Annotated in this window: 17 protein-coding genes (1 of these 17 running past the window's edge); 9 read left to right on the top strand and 8 right to left on the bottom strand. The window is 67.7% G+C overall.

The window, feature by feature from the left end; all coding sequences use genetic code 11:
- A protein-coding gene (locus M529_RS30585; protein ID WP_021317077.1) for a lipopolysaccharide biosynthesis protein crosses the window boundary here: on the top strand, positions 1-700 show its final stretch. 788 nt of this gene lie to the left of the window's left edge; 700 of the gene's 1,488 nt are visible here — the last part of the coding sequence; its start codon lies off the left edge, out of view; the stop codon is at positions 698-700.
- 4 nt (positions 701-704) lie between these two features.
- On the opposite strand, the gene M529_RS30580 is transcribed toward M529_RS30585, so the two are convergent.
- Positions 705-1,133 (bottom strand): CBS domain-containing protein, encoded by a 429-nt coding sequence (locus M529_RS30580; RefSeq protein ID WP_021317076.1) that lies wholly within the window; start codon positions 1,131-1,133, stop codon positions 705-707.
- Positions 1,134-1,224: 91 nt separating this feature from the next.
- Here M529_RS30580 and M529_RS30575 point away from each other — a divergent pair, with 91 nt between their 5' ends.
- Together M529_RS30575 and M529_RS30570 are read left to right on the top strand one after the other, a co-directional pair.
- The gene (locus M529_RS30575; RefSeq protein ID WP_021317075.1) at positions 1,225-1,524 is read left to right on the top strand and encodes a hypothetical protein; all 300 of its coding nucleotides are present in this window, start codon (positions 1,225-1,227) and stop codon (positions 1,522-1,524) included.
- A complete protein-coding gene (locus tag M529_RS30570) occupies positions 1,517-1,900 on the top strand; it encodes an acyl-CoA thioesterase (protein ID WP_021317074.1) in 384 nt (127 codons plus the stop codon). Before M529_RS30575 ends, M529_RS30570 begins: the two co-directional genes overlap by 8 nt.
- 338 nt (positions 1,901-2,238) lie before the next feature.
- Here the strand turns inward: M529_RS30570 and M529_RS30565 are convergent, their stop codons facing one another.
- From M529_RS30565 to M529_RS30545, 5 genes are all read right to left on the bottom strand, one after another.
- On the bottom strand, positions 2,239-3,003 hold the full coding sequence (locus M529_RS30565; RefSeq protein ID WP_021317073.1) for a DUF4167 domain-containing protein: 765 nt from the start codon (positions 3,001-3,003) through the stop codon (positions 2,239-2,241).
- Positions 3,004-3,302: 299 nt separating this feature from the next.
- Positions 3,303-4,139, bottom strand: coding sequence for a peptide chain release factor N(5)-glutamine methyltransferase (prmC, locus tag M529_RS30560; RefSeq protein ID WP_021317071.1), 837 nt, complete (start codon positions 4,137-4,139; stop codon positions 3,303-3,305).
- Between the two features lie 34 nt (positions 4,140-4,173).
- Entirely contained in the window at positions 4,174-5,259 is a 1,086-nt protein-coding gene (gene prfA / locus M529_RS30555; protein ID WP_021317070.1) for a peptide chain release factor 1, read from the bottom strand.
- Positions 5,259-6,578 carry a histidine--tRNA ligase gene (hisS, locus tag M529_RS30550; protein ID WP_021317069.1) on the bottom strand — a complete coding sequence of 440 codons (1,320 nt, stop codon included), beginning with the start codon at positions 6,576-6,578 and terminating at the stop codon, positions 5,259-5,261. The genes prfA and hisS overlap by 1 nt, the downstream gene beginning before the upstream one ends.
- 55 nt (positions 6,579-6,633) lie before the next feature.
- Complete coding sequence (locus tag M529_RS30545) at positions 6,634-7,974, bottom strand: alginate export family protein (RefSeq protein ID WP_021317068.1); 1,341 nt, start codon at positions 7,972-7,974, stop codon at positions 6,634-6,636.
- 753 nt (positions 7,975-8,727) lie between these two features.
- Between M529_RS30545 and M529_RS30540 the strand changes: the two genes are divergently transcribed.
- The gene (locus tag M529_RS30540; RefSeq protein WP_021317067.1) at positions 8,728-10,659 is read left to right on the top strand and encodes a M61 family metallopeptidase; all 1,932 of its coding nucleotides are present in this window, start codon (positions 8,728-8,730) and stop codon (positions 10,657-10,659) included.
- 38 nt (positions 10,660-10,697) lie between these two features.
- Positions 10,698-11,240 (top strand): inorganic diphosphatase, encoded by a 543-nt coding sequence (gene ppa / locus M529_RS30535; RefSeq protein ID WP_021317066.1) that lies wholly within the window; start codon positions 10,698-10,700, stop codon positions 11,238-11,240.
- Between the two features lie 51 nt (positions 11,241-11,291).
- On the opposite strand, the gene yczR is transcribed toward ppa, so the two are convergent.
- Positions 11,292-12,755: a MocR-like transcription factor YczR gene (gene yczR, locus M529_RS30530; protein ID WP_021317065.1), complete on the bottom strand. Its 1,464-nt coding sequence runs from the start codon at positions 12,753-12,755 to the stop codon at positions 11,292-11,294.
- Between the two features lie 90 nt (positions 12,756-12,845).
- On the opposite strand from yczR, the gene yczE reads away from it, so the two are divergent.
- From yczE to M529_RS30510, 4 genes are all read left to right on the top strand, one after another.
- Entirely contained in the window at positions 12,846-13,448 is a 603-nt protein-coding gene (gene yczE, locus M529_RS30525) for a membrane protein YczE (RefSeq protein ID WP_021317064.1), read from the top strand.
- A gap of 123 nt (positions 13,449-13,571) precedes the next feature.
- A complete protein-coding gene (locus tag M529_RS30520) occupies positions 13,572-14,840 on the top strand; it encodes an aminotransferase class V-fold PLP-dependent enzyme (protein WP_021317063.1) in 1,269 nt (422 codons plus the stop codon).
- A gap of 26 nt (positions 14,841-14,866) precedes the next feature.
- Entirely contained in the window at positions 14,867-16,054 is a 1,188-nt protein-coding gene (locus tag M529_RS30515) for an NHL repeat-containing protein (RefSeq protein WP_021317062.1), read from the top strand.
- Between the two features lie 13 nt (positions 16,055-16,067).
- A complete protein-coding gene (locus M529_RS30510; RefSeq protein WP_021317061.1) occupies positions 16,068-16,574 on the top strand; it encodes a DUF1993 domain-containing protein in 507 nt (168 codons plus the stop codon).
- A gap of 14 nt (positions 16,575-16,588) precedes the next feature.
- Here the strand turns inward: M529_RS30510 and M529_RS30505 are convergent, their stop codons facing one another.
- Complete coding sequence (locus M529_RS30505) at positions 16,589-17,080, bottom strand: hypothetical protein (protein ID WP_021317060.1); 492 nt, start codon at positions 17,078-17,080, stop codon at positions 16,589-16,591.
- Positions 17,081-17,115 lie beyond the last annotated feature (35 nt).

Here is a 17,115-nt window from a genome sequence, read left to right as displayed (position 1 = left end):
CTTCGTCAGCAAGTTCATCCCGCCGCTCAACGACGTCGCCTTCCCCGCCTATGCACGGATGCAGAAGGATCCGGGCCGGGTCGCCTGGTCTTTCTGCAAGGCGGTGCGGCTGCTGCTGCTCATTTCCTGCCCGGTCTATCTGGGCATGGCGGTGACGGCGGAGCCGCTGGTCGAGACCCTGTTCGGCCGCAAGTGGATCGACATGGCGCCCTTCGTGGCCATTCTCGCGCTCGCCATGCCGTTCATGACGCTGCAGGTAATGTTCGCGCCGGTCAGCAATGCGCTCGGCCGCCCTGGAACGACCGCGCGAATCGCGGCCGTGGGCGCGGTGCTGATGCCGGCCGCCTTCCTGATCGGCATCCGCTTCGGCGCGATCGGACTCGCCTGGGCGTGGCTCGGCGCCTTCCCGCTGCTGACCGTCGTCACCGCCCGACTCGCGGGCGCGCCCATGGGCTTGCGGATCATGGACGTGATTCGGGCCGCGGCGCCGGGGCTGGGATGTTCCATCCTAATGGCGGGCGCGGTGATGGCGATCGATTCGGCGCTGCCACCGCTGCCGGCGCCTGTTCGACTCGCCGTGCTGGTCCCGGCGGGCGGCCTTGCCTTCCTCGCCGCGCTGGCGCTCTGCGCGCGCGGCACGCTGATGGAGCTAGCGGCCCTGCTGATCCGTCGCGCGCCTCCAGCCCAGGCGGCCGCCTGACCGCTCAGGCGGTCTGGATATAATCGCGCAACGCCGCCGCTTCCGATTCGATCCGGTCGATGCGGTACTTGACCAGGTCGCCTATCGACACGAGCCCGATCAGGCCGCCGTCCGTCACGACCGGCAGATGGCGAATCCGGCGCTGCGTCATCAACGACAGGGCGGAGATCACCGGGGTTGCATCGTCGATGGTGATCGCCGGCGCGGTCATGACATGGCCCACCGGCTGGTCGAGCGCGGCGGTTCCCTCCCGCGCGACGCGATAGACGAGATCGCGTTCCGAAAAGATGCCGACCACCTCCCCATTGTCCACCACCGGCACGCAGCCGATGCGCTTTTCGGCGAGGAGCTGCACCACGGACAGAACGCTGTCGGTGGATCGGACCTGGATCACGGCACGCCCCTTGCCCTGCAGAATCGCGGCGACGGTCATCGCACTCTCCTTTTGTTCTTCTGGCCTCTTGTTCTTCCGGACTCCTGTGCCGGGTCTTGATGATCCCACTTTCGCGCCCCAAAGGAAAGGGATGACACGCAGGGAAGCCCTGGACGATCCGCAGATCGCAGCGACCGCCTGGCGCCGGTTCCGCCGCATCATGGCGGGGATGGCGCTGGGCGGCGCGCTGTGCGTCGGCGCGGCGCTGCTGTTCCTGCGCTGGTGGGCGGGACCGATGCCGATCCACATGGTCATCGCGACGGTCATCGGCGTATTTCTGACCTTCATGCTGGGCACCGGGCTGATGGCGCTGGCGTTCCTGTCGGCCGGCACAGGGCATGACGAGCAGGTGATGGACAGGCTGAAGGACGAGGTTCCGATCGATGACTGACGAGCGAGGCGAGGTGGTGCTGCGGGTGGTGCCGCGGCCGTCCGACATCAACAGCAACGGCCATATCTTCGGCGGCTGGGTGCTGAGCCAGATGGATATTGCGGGCGGCATTGTCGCCGGACGGATCGCCCGGGGAGCAGTGGCGACCGTGGCGATCGAGGGCATGAAGTTCATCTCGCCGATGCTGCTGGGCGACCTGGTATCGGTCTATGCGCGGGAGGAGCGGCGCGGACGCACCTCGGTCGCGATCCGCATCGACGCTGTCGCGACGCGCGGCGGCATGCAGCAACAGGTCGAACTGACGCAGGGCATCTTCACCTTCGTCGCGCTGGACGAGACCATGCGGCCGAGGCCGCTGCCGCCATCGGGAAGCTGAGCCGGCGCTCCGCCGAAAGGATAAAAGCCATCAGCCCCCCGGCATCGGAGGGCTGATTTGGGTGGGGGAGTGGACATATGTTTATCCCCTTCCCCTCCCGCTTGCGGGAGGGGAAGCGAGACTTACGGAGCATAGCGGAATTAGCCGCAGCGGGGTGGGCCTGCCGACCGTTGCGCTGGCCCACCCCCTAACCCTCTCCCACGGGCGGGAGGGGGAACAAGGTCTCGCTCTGACCGAAAGCCCCATGCTGACGGCATGCCGCAAGCGACATCGCCACCAAAAGAAAAGGGGCGATGCGCCGGCATCGCCCCTTTCTTCGATCCTCCGATGCGCCGCCCTTATTCGGCGGCTTCGGCCGTAGCGCGCGGGCGGCGGCCGCGCTTGCGAGGCGCGGGCGCCTCGCTCTCGCTGCCTTCCGCACCCGCGTCATTGTCCGCGCGAGCGATGGAGGGCGGCAGCACGGTCAGGTCGAGACCCTCGCCGGCTTCCTCGGCCTTCACCGTGTCGCTCTTGCGCGGACGGCCGCGGCGCGGACGGGGGGCTTCGGCCTCGGGTTGGGGCGCGGCGGCCACGGGTTCGGGGGCCGGCGCCGCTTCGGCGATCGGCGCATCCTCGTCACCCGCACCCGCCTCATGGACGGGGCGATCGCGACGCTGGTTGCGGTCCCGATCGCGGTCGCGGCGGTTGCCACGGTCGCGGAAGTCGCGCTGCTCCCGCTGTTCCTCGCGCGGGGCGCGGTCGAAGGCCGGCTCTGCGCGGAAATCGTCGCCGTCCTCGGCGCCGTCGAAATCGTCGCCATCCTCGTCGAAATTCTCGTCATGGCGGCGGAAGCGCTGCTGCTGCTCCTCCTGCCGGGCGCGATTGTCGGCGAGCACGCGGAAATAATGGTCGGCGAACTGCAGATAATATTCCGCGTTCACCCGATCCCCGGCCATCTGGGCGTCGCGCGCCATGTTCCGGTATTTCTCCAGCAGCTGGGCAGCATTACCCCGCGCGCGGTTGTCGATCCGGTTGCCATTGTCGCCACCGCCCCGATTGCCGTTGTTGGGGCGTCCGTTGTTCCGGCCGCGATTGCGGCGGCCGGCCTGCCTATTGTTGATCAAGACATGATCCTTGCGTTCATTGTGACATCGTTAACTGAAGACATTGTTCAGTCGTCATCCCCAAGCACGGCCTGATTGCGTAAGGCCGGATACGGCTCCGCCACGCAAGGGCATCAAAGCCCATGCTCTTGGCTGCCAGCGGCGCCGGACAGCAGCGCCGTCTTGACTTTCAGGAGCGGGAAACGGCCTTTTCTGCGGTGCCCATACCGTTGGACTTCCAGAAAAGCGCCATCCCTGACGACCATGTAGTGGCTTTGCCCCCATAAACCAAGCGATTTCGAACGGGCCGGGCGAATTCCCTAATCAGCCGTTGGGCAATCGGCTCCGGATGCCAAAAGGCAGCGGTCATGGCCGGCGAGGTCGCGGCGCACCGACACTGCAAGGCCCTGAGCGCCAAGGATATTCCCGACGGCCGCCGCCTGATCATAGCCGATTTCCAGCAATGCCACGCCACCCGGCGCCAGCAGCGATGGCAGCTGCGGCGCGATTCGGCGATAGTCGTCCAGCCCTTCCGGCCCGGCAAAGAGCGCCCCTTCGGGCTCGTGCAGGACATCGCCCGACAGTGCCGCGCTGCGCGCGATATAGGGCGGGTTGACGAGGATGAGGTCGAACGGCCCGCTGACCCCTTCCGCCCAGTCGCCCCGGCGGAAGGCGGCCCGGCTGGCCATGCCCAGCCGGTCGGCATTGTCCTGCGCCACGGCGAGGGCGGCGGGCGAAATATCGACGCCGAGGCCCGTGGCCAGCGGCCACTGGTCGAGCGCCGCGAGCAGCAGCGCGCCCGATCCGGTGCCGAGATCAAGGACGCGCTGCGGCGCCCGCCCCGCGAAATGCGCGATCGCCGCCTCCATCAGCGTCTCGCTATCCGGGCGCGGGATCAACACGTCGGGCGTGACGCGCAGGCTGAGTGTCCAGAAATCGCGCGTGCCCACGATATAGGCAACCGGCTCCCCCGCCATCCGGCGCGCCAGCAGCGCATCGAACGCGGCGGGCACGGACAGGTCGCGCTGGCGCAGCAGCAGGTCGGCCCGCGACAGGCCAAGGGCGTGGGCGAGCAGCAATTCGGCGTCCAGGCGGGGCGTCCCGCTCGCCGGGCCGAGGCGTTCGGCGGCATCGCGAAGGGCCTCGGCGACGCTCATGACCCCTCCCTCCCTGCCCGGAAGGGGTGGCGGCTCACGCTCCGCCGTCCAGCTGGGCCAGACGCGCCGCCTCGTCCTCCGCGACCAGCGCGTCGATCACGTCGGCCAGGCCTGGGCCTTCCAAGATTTCCGGCAGGCGGTGCAGGGTCAGGTTGATGCGGTGGTCGGTCACCCGGCCCTGGGGGAAATTATAGGTGCGGATGCGCTCCGACCGGTCGCCGGAACCCACCATCGCCTTGCGCGCGCCGGCCTGGGTGGCGGCCGCCCGCTCGCGCTCCATCTCGAACAGGCGGGCGCGCAGCACCTGCATCGCCTTCGCCTTGTTCTTGTGCTGCGACCGCTCGTCCTGCTGGGTGACGACGATGCCGCTCGGCAAATGGGTGATGCGCACGGCGGAATCGGTGGTGTTGACATGCTGGCCGCCCGCCCCGCTCGCCCGGTAGATGTCGATCTTCAGGTCGGAATCGGCGATCTGGACGTCGACCTCCTCCGGCTCGGGCAGCACCGCGACGGTCGCGGCGGAGGTGTGGATGCGCCCCCCGCTCTCCGTCACCGGCACGCGCTGGACGCGGTGGACGCCGCTCTCGAACTTCAGCTTCGCGAACACGCCGGTGCCGGTGATGCTGGCGACCACTTCCTTGAAGCCGCCCTGCTCCGATGCGCTGGCGGAGATCGTCTCCATCTTCCAGCCCTGCGCGTCGGCATAGCGCTGGTACATGCGCAGAAGGTCGCCGGCGAACAGCGCCGCCTCGTCGCCACCCGTCCCCGCGCGGATTTCCAGCATCGCGGGCCGCGCATCGGCCGCGTCGCGGGGCAGCAGCTGAAGCGCCAGCGCGCGCTCGGCCAGCGGCAGCTGACTCTTGAGCAGCTGCATCTCCTCCTGCGCCATTTCGCGCATGGCGGGGTCGGCTTCGTCGCCGCCGGTCATGGTCTCCAGCGCGCCCAGCTCCTGCCGCAGCCGGCGAAGCTCCTGCGCGGCCTGCGCGACCGGCTCGATCTCGGCATATTCCTTGGACAGCCGCACGAACTCGTCGGGCGCCAGATCGGCGCGCGTCATCGACGCCTGCACCTCGTCCCGGCGCCGCTCGATCTGCGCGATGCGTTCGGCAGAGATATGCATCAGTTGGCAATCGCCTTGGACGGGTCGAAGCCGCGCAGTAGGCTTTCCACGAAGCTCGCTTTGCCAGCCAGCGGAAAATCGCCCAGCGCCTCGATCTTGCAGCGCTGCTGCGTTCCGTCCGTCAGGTCGCGAACGGTCACCTCGCCCTGCGCCAGTTCATCATCACCGATGATGATCGCCATCCGGGAGCCCTGGGCATTGGCACGCTGCATCCGCTTCTTCATATTGCCGCGATAGCCCATGTCGGCAACGATACCTGCCCGGCGCAGATCGGCAATGATACCTATTGCGACAGCCTCTGCGGCCTCCCCCATAGGAATAACAGCGACGTCGATGCTGGCTCTCTCCGGCATATCCACCAGCATCGCCAGCCGTTCGATCCCCGCCGCCCAGCCGACCGCCGGCGTCGCGGGGCCACCCAGATTCTCGATCAGCCCATCATAGCGCCCGCCGCCCAGCACCGTGCCCTGCGCGCCCAGCCGGTCGGTGACGAACTCGAAGGCAGTGTGGCGATAATAATCGAGCCCGCGCACCAGCCGCGCGTTGCGCTCCCACGCCACGCCCGCCGCGTCGAGGCCCGCCGTCACCTTCTCGAAGAAGGCCCGCGCCTCGTCCGTCAGATAGGCGTCGATGCCCGGCGCGCTGTCGGCCACCGGCCGGTCGCGCGGGTCCTTGCTGTCGAGGATGCGCAGCGGATTGCGCGCCAGGCGGTCGATGCTTTCCTCCGAAAGCTGGTCGCGATGCGCCTCGAAATGCGCGATCAGCGCCGCGCGCCAGGCGTCGCGGCTCTGCGCGTCGCCCAGCGTGTTGAGCGTCAGGGTCACGCCCTCGATTCCCAGCTCGCGCAGCAGCTGGTCGCCCAACACCAGCAGCTCCACGTCCGCCCCCGGCTCGCCCGCGCCGATGATCTCGGCGTCGAGCTGGTGGAACTGGCGGAACCGCCCCTTCTGCGGCCGCTCGTAGCGGAACAGCGGGCCGTGGGTCGCGACCTTGAGCGGCGCATATTGCTGCCAGCCCTCGGTGATATAGGCGCGGCAGATGCCGGCGGTGAACTCGGGGCGCAGCGTGATGCTGTCGCCGCCGCGGTCCTCGAACGTGTACATCTCCTTGGAGACGACGTCGGTGCTCTCGCCCAGCGACCGGGCGAAGACGGCGGTCGCCTCGAACACCGGCACCTCGACCCGGTTGAAGCCGTAGAGGCGGCGCACCCGGTCGAAGGTCGCGATCACATGGGCGAAGCGCTCCTGAAACGCTTCGGGGGTGCCGCCCAGCATGTCCTGCGTGCCGCGCACGGGACGCGGGGTTTCGATCTTCGCCATGGGGCAGCGCCTTTAACGGGATTTCCCCCCCAAGGAAACGCGCTTTTTGCAGCGTTCAGAACAGCGTCGTCAGGGCCAGCGCGATATAGCGCGTGTCGCCCGTATGCGGCGCATTCGGCGCGTCGTGCAGGAAACGGCCCTTGCCGATCCAGCTCGCATTGATCTCGGTGCGCAGGCGCGCGGGCACCGCCCACCAGCGCAGGCGTCCGTCCAGCATGTGCCCGGCGAAGCGCCCGGACCTGCCCGTCGCATCGCGGACTCCCGTGGTGGAAAAGCTGTCCGTACGCGAAGCGAGCCACATCGGATGCCAGGCGGCGGACGCATCGATCCGCTTGCCTGGCGCCACTTCTCCCCGCAGGCCCGGCGTCAGGATGTTGGCGCGGCCGATCTGCGCGAAGATGCCGGACGGGGCATAGTCCGCGCGGCGCATGCCGAACAGCGTGTCGAACCGGCCATAGCCGCGCCCCGGACCGTCGCCGCTCGCATAGTCGAACTCGACGGAAATGCGGGCATGCAACGTCCCCGGCAGGCTGTAGCCGATGTCGCCATGCGCAAACCAGGCAGCGACATCCAGCGGCGGCGCGCCCGGCGCCGTGCTCGCGCTGACCGAACCCATCTGCCAGATGCCCTCCACCTCATAGTCGAGGGCAGCGGGCGCCGGGTCGCGCATCAGGCGCAGGCTGAAACTGTGCAGGTCGCGGTCGCGTGTCGGGCGGCCAGGCATGTCGCGCTCGCGCAGGCCGAAATAGCCGATCTCCGCCATGCTCCGCCGCGACAGCTTCTGGGCGACATAGCCGCCCCAGAGCTGAAGGTCGAAGCTTTCCCGGTCGATCCCGCCCTCATTGTCCAGCACCGACACCTCGTCGTCCGGCCGGCGCGTCTGCGGCAGGACATAGATCAGGGTGGCCGAACTTCCCCGCGCGCCGGTCACGTCGATGCGCGCGCCGGTATAGCCGTTGGTGGTGTTGCGGAACTCATCGGCCGCGACCAGCCGGCGGGATCCCAGGTTCAGCATGAACCGGCCCAGCTGCACCGACGCCTTGCTACCCCGGCCCAGCAGCGCCCCCAGGTCCGCGGCGACATAGGCCTGCACCGGCTCCAGCGTGTTCACCTCGCTCGTGCTGATACCCTCGCCCGGATGACCGCCCCAGACGCGGCTATCCCACAGTTCCGCCCCGACATGGATCGCCCCCGCGCGATAGTCCGCGCTCAGGACGGTACGCAGGCTCCACAGGTCGATGGCGTCGTCGAGGCCAGCGCGCGCCTGGCCATCCAGAGCCTCATAGCGGAAGCGGACATTGCCGGCGAGCGACAGCCCCTCCTCCTGCGCGACAGCGGGAACGGTGGCGCTGCCCAGCAGCAGGGCAAGCAAAGAAAGCAGGAAAGAACGATCCACGCACGGCTCCTCTGTCCACCCGGAGGCGATTCAATGGGGCGGCCTTTGGCGCGGAGGCGCTGACCGGGAAGGCTTCGGTCCCGACAGCCTTCGCCTATGCGAAGCGCGGGCGGCGGATCAAGGGGTTTTTGGAAGGGATGCGACGGGGAGACCTTGTTCCCCTTCCCGCCCGCGGGAGGGGGGTTAGGGGGTGGGCCAGCGCAACGGTCGGCAGGCCCACCCCGCTGCGACCAACTCCGCTACGCTCCGTAAGTCTCGCTGCCCCTCCCGCAGGCGGGAGGGGAAGGGGATAAACATATGTCCACCCCCACCCATCCCTGACCCTGGGCCGAACCCAATATCGGTTGCACCCCTGTAGAGCCGCGCCGCACATCCATCCTTCCAATGTTGGATTTCCCGTGGTTTACCATGGCGATGGAACCGCATCCCGCCACTCGCCAGCGCCATGGCCAGTATCCGCCACCCGGACATTTTCCCACTCGCCAGCTGTCGCGTCACTGTCGCGTCACTGTGACCTTCCTGTTACCCAACTGTCGCGTCGATGGCGCGCCGGTGGCGCGTAGCTGTGGCGTCACTGTCGCCTCGCAGGCGCTTTCCCGTGACTTTCCGCCGGAAACGCTCGACAACACTGTGAACTTCGCCGCGGCGCGAAACTGTCGCGCCGCGATGGACGCGCCGACGAAGCGGTGCCAAACAAGGGGAATCGCCCCATTCGGGATGCGTAACCATAACAGCCCTCCAGCGGAGACCATCATGCGTCGCAGGCTTGCCGCCTTCCTTCTCCTGTCCACCCTGCCCCTTTCTCCGGCCCTGGCGCAGGACGCAATCCGATCGAAGCCCACGGCGCTGCCGGTCAACGACGCCACGCCGGCGCCCAAGGACATCCCCTATCCCGGCGGCACCATCCGGCTGGAGGTCGATGCGAGCGACACGGTGCAGCGGATCTTCCGCGTGAAGGAGACCATCCCCGTCGCCGCAGCGGGGCCGATGACCCTGCTGATGCCCGAATGGCTGCCCGGCAACCACGCCCCGCGCGGCCAGATCGAGAAGCTGAGCGGCCTCACCTTCACCGCCGGCGGCAAGCCGCTGGCGTGGAAGCGCGACCCGCTCAACGTCTATGGCTTCGTGATCGACGTGCCGCAGGGCACGCGCGAGGTGGTGGCGCAGTTCCAGTTCCTCTCCGCCACCGCACCCAACCAGGGCCGCGTCGTTGTCACGCCCAAGATGCTCAATATCCAGTGGGAATCGGTCTCGCTCTATCCGGCAGGCTATTTCACCCGGCAGATTCCGATCCAGCCGACCGTCACCTATCCGGCCGGCTGGCAGGCCGCGACCGCGCTGCGTGGCACGAAGACCGGCAACAGCGTCGCCTATGAAACGATCGACTATGAAGCGCTGCAGGATTCGCCGGTGTTCGCCGGCACCTATTTCAAGCCGGTGGACCTGGGCCACAACGTCACCCTGAACATCGTGGCCGACGACGCCGACGAACTGGACTTCAAGCCGGAGCAGATGGCGAAGCACAAGAAGCTGGTGGATGAGGCCGGCGCCCTGTTCGGCACCTATCATTTCAACCATTACGACTTCCTGCTCGCCATCACCGACGAGATGGGCGGCATCGGCCTGGAGCATCACCGCTCCTCCGAGAACCAGGTCGAGCCGGGCTATTTCAAGAACTGGGATTCGGGCGAGGCCCTGCTGGACCGCAACCTGCTGCCGCACGAATTCACCCATAGCTGGGACGGCAAGTTCCGCCGCCCCGACCTGCTCTGGACCCCGGATTTCCGCACGCCGATGCAGGACAATCTGCTCTGGGTCTATGAAGGTCAGACGCAGTTCTGGGGCTATGTGCTGGGCGCACGCTCGGGCATGTTCTCGAAGGCGGAGACGCTGGACGCCTATGCCCATATCGCAGCGAAGCTGGACACGGCCAAGGGCCGCGAATGGCGGGCGATGGAGGACACGACCCACGATCCCATCATCTCCGCCCGTCGCCCCAAGGGCTGGGTGAGCTGGCAGCGGTCGGAGGACTATTACAATGAAGGCCTAATGATCTGGCTGGAGGCGGACGCGATCATCCGGCGCGAGACGAAGGGCGCGAAGGGCCTCGACGATTTCGCCAAGGCCTTCTTCGGCATCAACCCGGGCGACTGGGGCGAGGTCGTCTACAATCGCGACGACCTCATCAGGACGCTGAACGGCATCGCGCCCTATGACTGGGCAGGCTTCTTCCGCACCTGGGTCGACAGCCCCACGAAGGAGACGCCCAAGGGCGGCTTCACCCTGGGCGGATACCGGCTGGTCTATGGCGACACGCCGGGCGCAATCACCAAGGCGGCGGAAGGCTCGCAGAAGATGGTCGACCAGAGCTTCGGCATCGGCCTGATCGTCAAGAATGACGGCGAGATTTCCAGCGTCATCTGGAACAGCGCGGCGTTCAAGGCGGGGCTTGCGACGGGGACCAAGATCATCGCGGTGAACGGCGACGAATATTCGGGCGATGTCTTCAAGAACGCGATCCGCCGTGCCAAGGACGGCAAGACGCCGATCCAGATCATACTAAAGCAGGACAAATATTACCGCACTTTGTCGCTCGCTTATTCGGATGGCCTGCGCTATCCGCGCCTCGAAAAGACAGGAGAGGGTGAGGGCAGCCTCGACAAGCTGCTCCAGCCGAGAACATGAATCACCCGCAAAGCCAACGCATATCAAAAGGTTAGCGCATGAATATCGAACTGATCCCGGTCGGCGACGATCCGCCCAACAGCCTCAATGTCATCATCGAGGTGCCGACCGGCGGCGAACCGGTAAAATATGAGTTCGACAAGGCGTCCGGCGCGCTGTTCGTCGATCGCATCCTGCACACCCCCATGCGCTATCCCGCGAACTACGGCTTCGTCCCGCACACGCTGTCGCCCGATGGTGATCCGCTCGACGCGCTGGTGATCTCGCGCTCGCCCTTCATCCCCGGCGCCGTCGTCGCGGCGCGGCCGATCGCGGTGCTGAACCTGGAGGACGAGGCGGGCGGCGACGAGAAGCTGGTCTGCGTGCCGGCCGACTCGGTCTTCCCCTATTATTCCAATGTCAGCGAGAAGGACGACCTGCCCGGCATCGTCATGGAGCAGATCGAGCATTTCTTCACCCACTACAAGGATCTGGAAAAGAAGAAGTGGGTCCGCGTCGGCACCTGGGGCGGCGCCGAGGATGCCAAGCAGATCACCCTGGAAGCGATCGCTCGCTACAATGCGGGGAAGGCGGCGGCATAACCGCGGCATCCATGAAAGGGGGGAGGAGGGCCGCTCGACCCTTCCCCTCCTTCAGATCATCCGGTCGGCGTCCAGCGCTGCAGCCAGCCAGTCCCGCCCGCGCGGCAGCCGGGCATGCAGCCGGGCATCGGCCTCCGCCAGCCGCTCGACCCCGGTGGCGAGTTGGTCCTCCGGCAAAGTGAAGGGCAGCCGCAGGAAGCGCTCGAACGCCCCCGCGACCCCGAATTTCGGCCCCGGCGCGATGCGCACGCCATGGCTCTCGGCCAGCGCCGCCAGCGCCGTCGCCTCGGCCCGCGGCATCTCCGCCCATAGCGACAGCCCGCCCGCAGGCGATTCGACCCGCCAGTGGGGCAAATGCCGCTCCAGCAGCGCCAACAGATAGTCCCGGCGCCCCCGCAACATCTCGATCCGGGCGCCCAGTCCTTCCTCATTCTCGATCAGGTGCGCCACGGTCAACTGGTCCAGCACCGGACTCGCCATGTCCATGGTCGTGCGCAGGCGGCCGAGCGCGGCGATGGTCTGCGGATCGGCACGGATCCAGCCCACCCGCAGCCCGCCCCAGTAGAGCTTGCTCGCCGAACCCAGGGTGATGACCTGCCGCCCGGCGGGATCGTGGATCGCGACGGGCGGGGGCGGCACGAAGTCGAGGCCCATCGCCACCATCGTCTCGTCGATCACCAACGGCGTGTGCGTGCGCGCGGCTGCGGCCACCAGCGCACGGCGCGTCCCCGGGTCCATGCTGCGCCCCGTCGGGTTGTGGAAATCGGCGATCACATAGGCAAAGCGCGGCGCGGTCTGGCGGAAGGCCGCTTCCATGGCGTCGATGTCCCAGCCCTGCGTCGGCAGCCCGACCGGCACCGGCACGACATGCGATCGCTGCAAGGCCTGGATCGCGTTGTGATAGGTCGGATGGTCGATCACCACCCGGTCGCCTGGCCCCGCCAGCCAGTGCAGCAGCAGGGTGAAGCCCTGCTGCGCGCCATTGGTGACCATGATCTGGTCGGGCGTGGTGGGACAACCGCGCCGCTCGAAATGCGCGGCGATCGCCCGACGCAACGGCGGCAGCCCGAGCGCGTCATAGCCCAGTTCGGTCAGGAAGGCGGGCAACGTCTCCACCGCCGCCTGATAGGCGCGCGCGACCCCGGGCGCCGCCGGCAGCGCGGCATGGGTCCAGTTGAGCAGGTTGCCGCCGGTCGCCGTGTCGATGTCCGGCAACGCCGGCTCGATGCGGCTGGCGGGCAGGCGCGTGACGCTGCCCGATCCCTGCCGGCTTTCCAGATAGCCCTCGTCACGCAGCCGGTCGAAGGCCGCGGCGATGGTCGTGCGGCTGAGGCCCAGCGCGGCGGCGAGCTCCCTTTCGCCGGGCAGGCGCACGTTAAGGCCGATCCGTCCATCCAGCACCAGCATCCGCAGGGCCTGGGCAAGCTGGCGATAGGCGGGTTCAGGGCTGTCCTCGGCGCGCCACGCGCCCAAAAGGCGAAGCAGCGAAGGCGGACGGAGGAAGGAAGTGGACATGGCTGTTCAATCCAGATCGGGAAATTCCAAGGCCAATTACCCCATAGTGGTTCTGGTGTAAAAGGCCAATTGTCGCGATCAGGCCACGCCATGATCCAACGTCGTCTTTTCCAGCTCCTCTGGGGCCTTGTCCTCTACGGCTTCTCCATGGCGCTGATGCTGCGCGCCAATCTTGGGCTCGACCCGTGGGACGTCCTGCATCAGGGGCTCAGTCCGCGGCTCGGCCTGAGCTTCGGCATGACCGTGAACCTCGTCGGCGCGATCGTGCTGCTCCTCTGGTGGCCGCTGCGGCAACGGCCGGGGATCGGCACGGTCGCCAACATCCTGGTGATCGGCACCGCCGTGGATATCAGCCTCGCGTGCCTGCCCGTGCCCGAAGGGCATGCGATGCGCTTCGCCTGGCTGGCGGCCGGCATCGTGCTGAACGGCATAGCCGGCGGCGCCTATATCGGCGCCGGGCTCGGCCCCGGACCGCGCGACGGGCTGATGACGGGTTTCTGCCGCCGCACTGCCCTGCCAGTCAAATGGGTGCGCACGGCAATCGAGGTCGCGGTGCTGGTCATCGGCTGGCTGCTGGGCGGCACGGTCGGCCTGGGCACGCTACTCTACGCCGTGACGATCGGCTGGATCGTGCACCATGCACTGCCCTTCTTCACCATCGCGCCAGCGGCCGGACGCCCCCTGCCCGCCTGAGACATTCGTTGCCCCCTGGACCGGCCGACATGGAGACCCGTCGGCCGGTTCTTTTTCTGTCATGCAAGGCTGGCATGGCGGGCGGGTGAAGCCGGCACGTCTGGCGGTGCGGAGGACATGGGCATGGATATCGATCGCAGGACAATGCTTGGCGCGGCGGCAGTTGCCCTGCCCCTCGGCACAGCAGCGGCATCGCCACCCTCTGGTCCAGACGACGAAGCCGGATGGGCGGAGATCGCCCGCCTCTACGACCTGCCGGACGGCATCGTGCAGCTGGAAAACGCCTATTGGGGTGCGATGGCCCGGCCCGTGCGCGAGGAGTATCAGCGCCAGGTCGCCGAGGTGAACCGGCAGTCGAGCTATTATGGCCGGCTGCGCTATGGCGACGACTATCGCCGGGTGAAGGTGGCGCTGGCGGACAGGCTGCGCATCTCCCCCGACGAGATCGCCCTGACCCGCAATGCCACCGAAGCGCTGAAGGCCTTGATCGGCCAGTATGACCGGCTGCGCCCGGGCGAAACGGTGCTGATCGCCGACCTGGACTATGACAGCATGCAGGCCGCCTGCGCCGCGCTGGCGAAGCGCTGCGGCGCGAATCTCGTCCGCATCGCCCTACCCGAACCCGCGAGCCGCCAGGGGCTGATCGACGCCTATGCGCGGGCCATGGACGCGCACCCCCGGCTGCGGCTGATGCTGCTGACCCATATCGGGCACCGCACCGGATTGATGCTGCCGGTGCGGGAGATCGTCGCCATGGCGCGCGCCAAAGGCATCGACGTCATCGTCGACGCGGCGCACAGCTGGGGGCAGGCCGACTTCGCTCTGCCCGACCTGGACGCCGATTTCGTCGGGCTGAACGGTCACAAATGGATCGGCGCGCCGCTGGGCGTCGGCATCCTCCACATCCGCAAGGGCAGGATCGACACGATCGGGCCGGACCCTGCCGACGATGGATCTCACCCGGACAGCGTGGAGGCACGGGTGCATACGGGCACGCTCGATTTCGCCGCGCAGCTGACGGTGCCCACAGCGCTCGCCTTCCAGGCGCGGATCGGCAGCGCGGCCAAGGCGGCGCGGCTGCGCGCGCTGCGCGACCGCTGGGCAGAGGCGGTGCGCGGCCTCGATGGACTGGAGATCTTGACGCCGGTCGATCAGAGCCTTGCTTGCGCGATCACCGCTTTCCGAATCCGCGGGCTGACCTCTGTGGCGGACAATATGACGGTCGCACGCGCGCTGCTGGAACGGCATCGCATCTTCACCATCCACCGTGCCGGCCCGGCCAGGGGCGCCTGCGTGCGCGTGACGCCCGGCATCTACAGCTCCATGGCGGATATGGATGCCATGGCCGCAGCCCTGCGCGACCTTGTGCCGCGCATGGCGAAGCGCGCATGATCGCTCGATTCCCAAGGAGACCCACGATGATCCGCCTGATCGCGCCTGCCCTGCTCCTGACCTTGACAGCCGCCGCCCCTGAGCCACGGCAGGCGCTCGCCGACCTCGCCTTCGAGCGGATCGCGCCCGAAGGCACGCCGATGCCACGCTTCAAGGTCGATGCCGCCTGGCCACTCATGCCGGACGACCTGCTGCTGGGGCAGGTGAGCGGTGTCGCGGTGGGCCCCGACGACAGCGTCTGGGTCGTGCATCGCCCGCATGCGCTGACCGCCACCGACACCGGCCTCGTGCAGAACCCGCCGATCGCGGTTTGCTGCAAACCCGCGCCGCCGGTCGCGCATTTCGGCAAGGACGGCGCCTATCTCGGCGGCTGGGGCGGCCCGGCGAGCGCCCCCACGATCGAGGGCGTGAACCAATGGCCGGGCAGCCTGCACGGCATCTTCGTCGACCAGGACAACACGGTCTGGTTCGGCGGCAATGGCAAGGACGACCATGTCGTGCTGAACTATACGGCGGAGGGCAAGTTCATCCACGCCTTCGGCCGGCGCGGCCAGACGGCCGGGAACGAATCGACCGATCGACTGGGCAATCCGTCCGACATCAACCATTCGGACGGCATGGTGCTGATATCGGACGGCTATACCAACCGGCGCGTGATCGGCTTCGATGACCGGACCAACGGCTACAAAGGCCGTTGGGGCGCCTATGGCAAGCCGCCGGTCGCACCGACGCGCCAGGGCGCCTTCGACCAGAGCCACGCCGTCGACCCCAGCAAGGTCGCCGATCCCAAGGCGCCCATCTTCGCCGACATCGTTCACTGCGTCGTGCCGACGAAGGACGGCCATCTCTATGTATGCGACCGCAACAACAACCGCGCGCAGCTTTTCCGACGGGGCAAGGACGGATCGCTGACCTTTGTGCGCGATCTGGTCATCGCCGGGGAAACGGGCGGCACGCACACCGTGACCGACATCGCCTTTTCGCCCGATCCGGAACAGAAATATCTCTATGTCGCCGACATGATGAACGGGCGCATCTGGGTTCTGCTGCGCAAGACGCACGAGGTGCTGGGCGCGTTCGGCCGCGTCGGACGCCAGGCGGGGCAATTCACCTGGCTGCACAGCATTGATACCGACAGCGAAGGCAATATCTATGCGACCGAGGTGAACACCGGCCGGCGCGTGCAGAAACTGGTCTTCACCGGCATCGAATGAAGGGGGAGGCAGCGTGGCTACCGAATTATATGATCTGAGCGTTCCCGTGTTCGTCCGTGGACTGCGCGTCCTGTCGGGCCTGCTCGACAAGGGCGCGGCGTTCGCGACCGAAAAGGGCATCGATCCGCTGACGCTGACGCAGGCGAAGCTGATCGAGGACATGCGCCCGCTGACCGCGCAGGTACAGTTCGCCAGCGACACCGCCAAGGGCACGGTCATCCGGCTGGGCCAGCTCGACCCGTTCCCGATGGCGGACGAGGAACAGACGTTCGACGATCTGCAGCAGCGGATCGCAAAGACGATCGCCTTCCTGGAAAGCGTGCCGCGCGAGCGGATCGACGGGCGGGAAGATGCCGAAGTGGTGCTCAAGACGCCGGGCGGCGATCTTCATTTCGCGGGCCGGGCTCATCTGCTGGGCTTCTCGCTCCCCAACTTCTACTTCCACGTCACCATCGCCTATGCCCTGCTGCGGCAGGCGGGCGTGCCGGTCGGCAAACTGGACTTCCTCGGCGGGCTCTGAATGAAGAGCGGTCTTCAGCCCGCGATCAGGCGGATCGCGGCGCTGGAGACCCAGCCGCTGGCGCAGGGGCCATCATAGGGCTGCTTGCGATCGACCGGCGAGGAGACGCCGCAATCCTCCGGCTCGGCGGCTGCCTCGTCTGTATCGGCGGCAGGCACGGGCTGCACCACAACCCCCAGCCATTGCTGGTCGAGGCTGCGGGTGCAGACCCACGCGCGGTCGCCTTCCGCCAGACGGCCGGTCTCCTTCGCGTCGGCGAAGGGGGCGGCGCGCATCGCCAGCCCTTTCCCCCCCACCCGCGTCACCTGCCCCAGCGTGCCGCAGGCATCGAGCCTTGGCCCATCCTCGCCAATGGTCACGGGGCGCGAGAGGCGCGATTCCAACCGCGTTTCCGGCACCTCCTCGCGCGGCGCGCCAGCCAGCGAGCTGTTCGGCAGTTCCTCCAGCACGTCGCTGCTCTTGGAGCAGCCGGCGAGGAGAAGGAGGAGGAGAGGCAGGGCACGCATCGACCCCTGATAGGCGCTGTCGCGCTGGGGCGAAA

The organism is Sphingobium ummariense RL-3, from assembly GCF_000447205.1.
In the GTDB taxonomy this organism is placed as follows: domain Bacteria; phylum Pseudomonadota; class Alphaproteobacteria; order Sphingomonadales; family Sphingomonadaceae; genus Sphingobium; species Sphingobium ummariense.
The sequence above is the reverse complement of the archived record's forward strand: the minus strand, read 5'-3'. Positions and strand labels throughout refer to the sequence as shown.

What these genes read in the sequence shown, in the direction of transcription:
- M529_RS30580 (WP_021317076.1), bottom strand. Translation starts at nt 1,133, where the DNA reads ATGACCGTCGCCGCGATTCTGCAGGGCAAGGGGCGTGCCGTGATCCAG.
- M529_RS30515 (WP_021317062.1), top strand. Translation starts at nt 14,867, where the DNA reads ATGATCCGCCTGATCGCGCCTGCCCTGCTCCTGACCTTGACAGCCGCC.
- ppa (WP_021317066.1), top strand. Translation starts at nt 10,698, where the DNA reads ATGAATATCGAACTGATCCCGGTCGGCGACGATCCGCCCAACAGCCTC.
- prmC (WP_021317071.1), bottom strand. Translation starts at nt 4,139, where the DNA reads ATGAGCGTCGCCGAGGCCCTTCGCGATGCCGCCGAACGCCTCGGCCCG.
- M529_RS30540 (WP_021317067.1), top strand. Translation starts at nt 8,728, where the DNA reads ATGCGTCGCAGGCTTGCCGCCTTCCTTCTCCTGTCCACCCTGCCCCTT.
- yczR (WP_021317065.1), bottom strand. Translation starts at nt 12,755, where the DNA reads ATGTCCACTTCCTTCCTCCGTCCGCCTTCGCTGCTTCGCCTTTTGGGC.
- prfA (WP_021317070.1), bottom strand. Translation starts at nt 5,259, where the DNA reads ATGCATATCTCTGCCGAACGCATCGCGCAGATCGAGCGGCGCCGGGAC.
- M529_RS30520 (WP_021317063.1), top strand. Translation starts at nt 13,572, where the DNA reads ATGGATATCGATCGCAGGACAATGCTTGGCGCGGCGGCAGTTGCCCTG.
- M529_RS30570 (WP_021317074.1), top strand. Translation starts at nt 1,517, where the DNA reads ATGACTGACGAGCGAGGCGAGGTGGTGCTGCGGGTGGTGCCGCGGCCG.
- yczE (WP_021317064.1), top strand. Translation starts at nt 12,846, where the DNA reads ATGATCCAACGTCGTCTTTTCCAGCTCCTCTGGGGCCTTGTCCTCTAC.
- M529_RS30575 (WP_021317075.1), top strand. Translation starts at nt 1,225, where the DNA reads ATGACACGCAGGGAAGCCCTGGACGATCCGCAGATCGCAGCGACCGCC.
- hisS (WP_021317069.1), bottom strand. Translation starts at nt 6,578, where the DNA reads ATGGCGAAGATCGAAACCCCGCGTCCCGTGCGCGGCACGCAGGACATG.
- M529_RS30505 (WP_021317060.1), bottom strand. Translation starts at nt 17,080, where the DNA reads ATGCGTGCCCTGCCTCTCCTCCTCCTTCTCCTCGCCGGCTGCTCCAAG.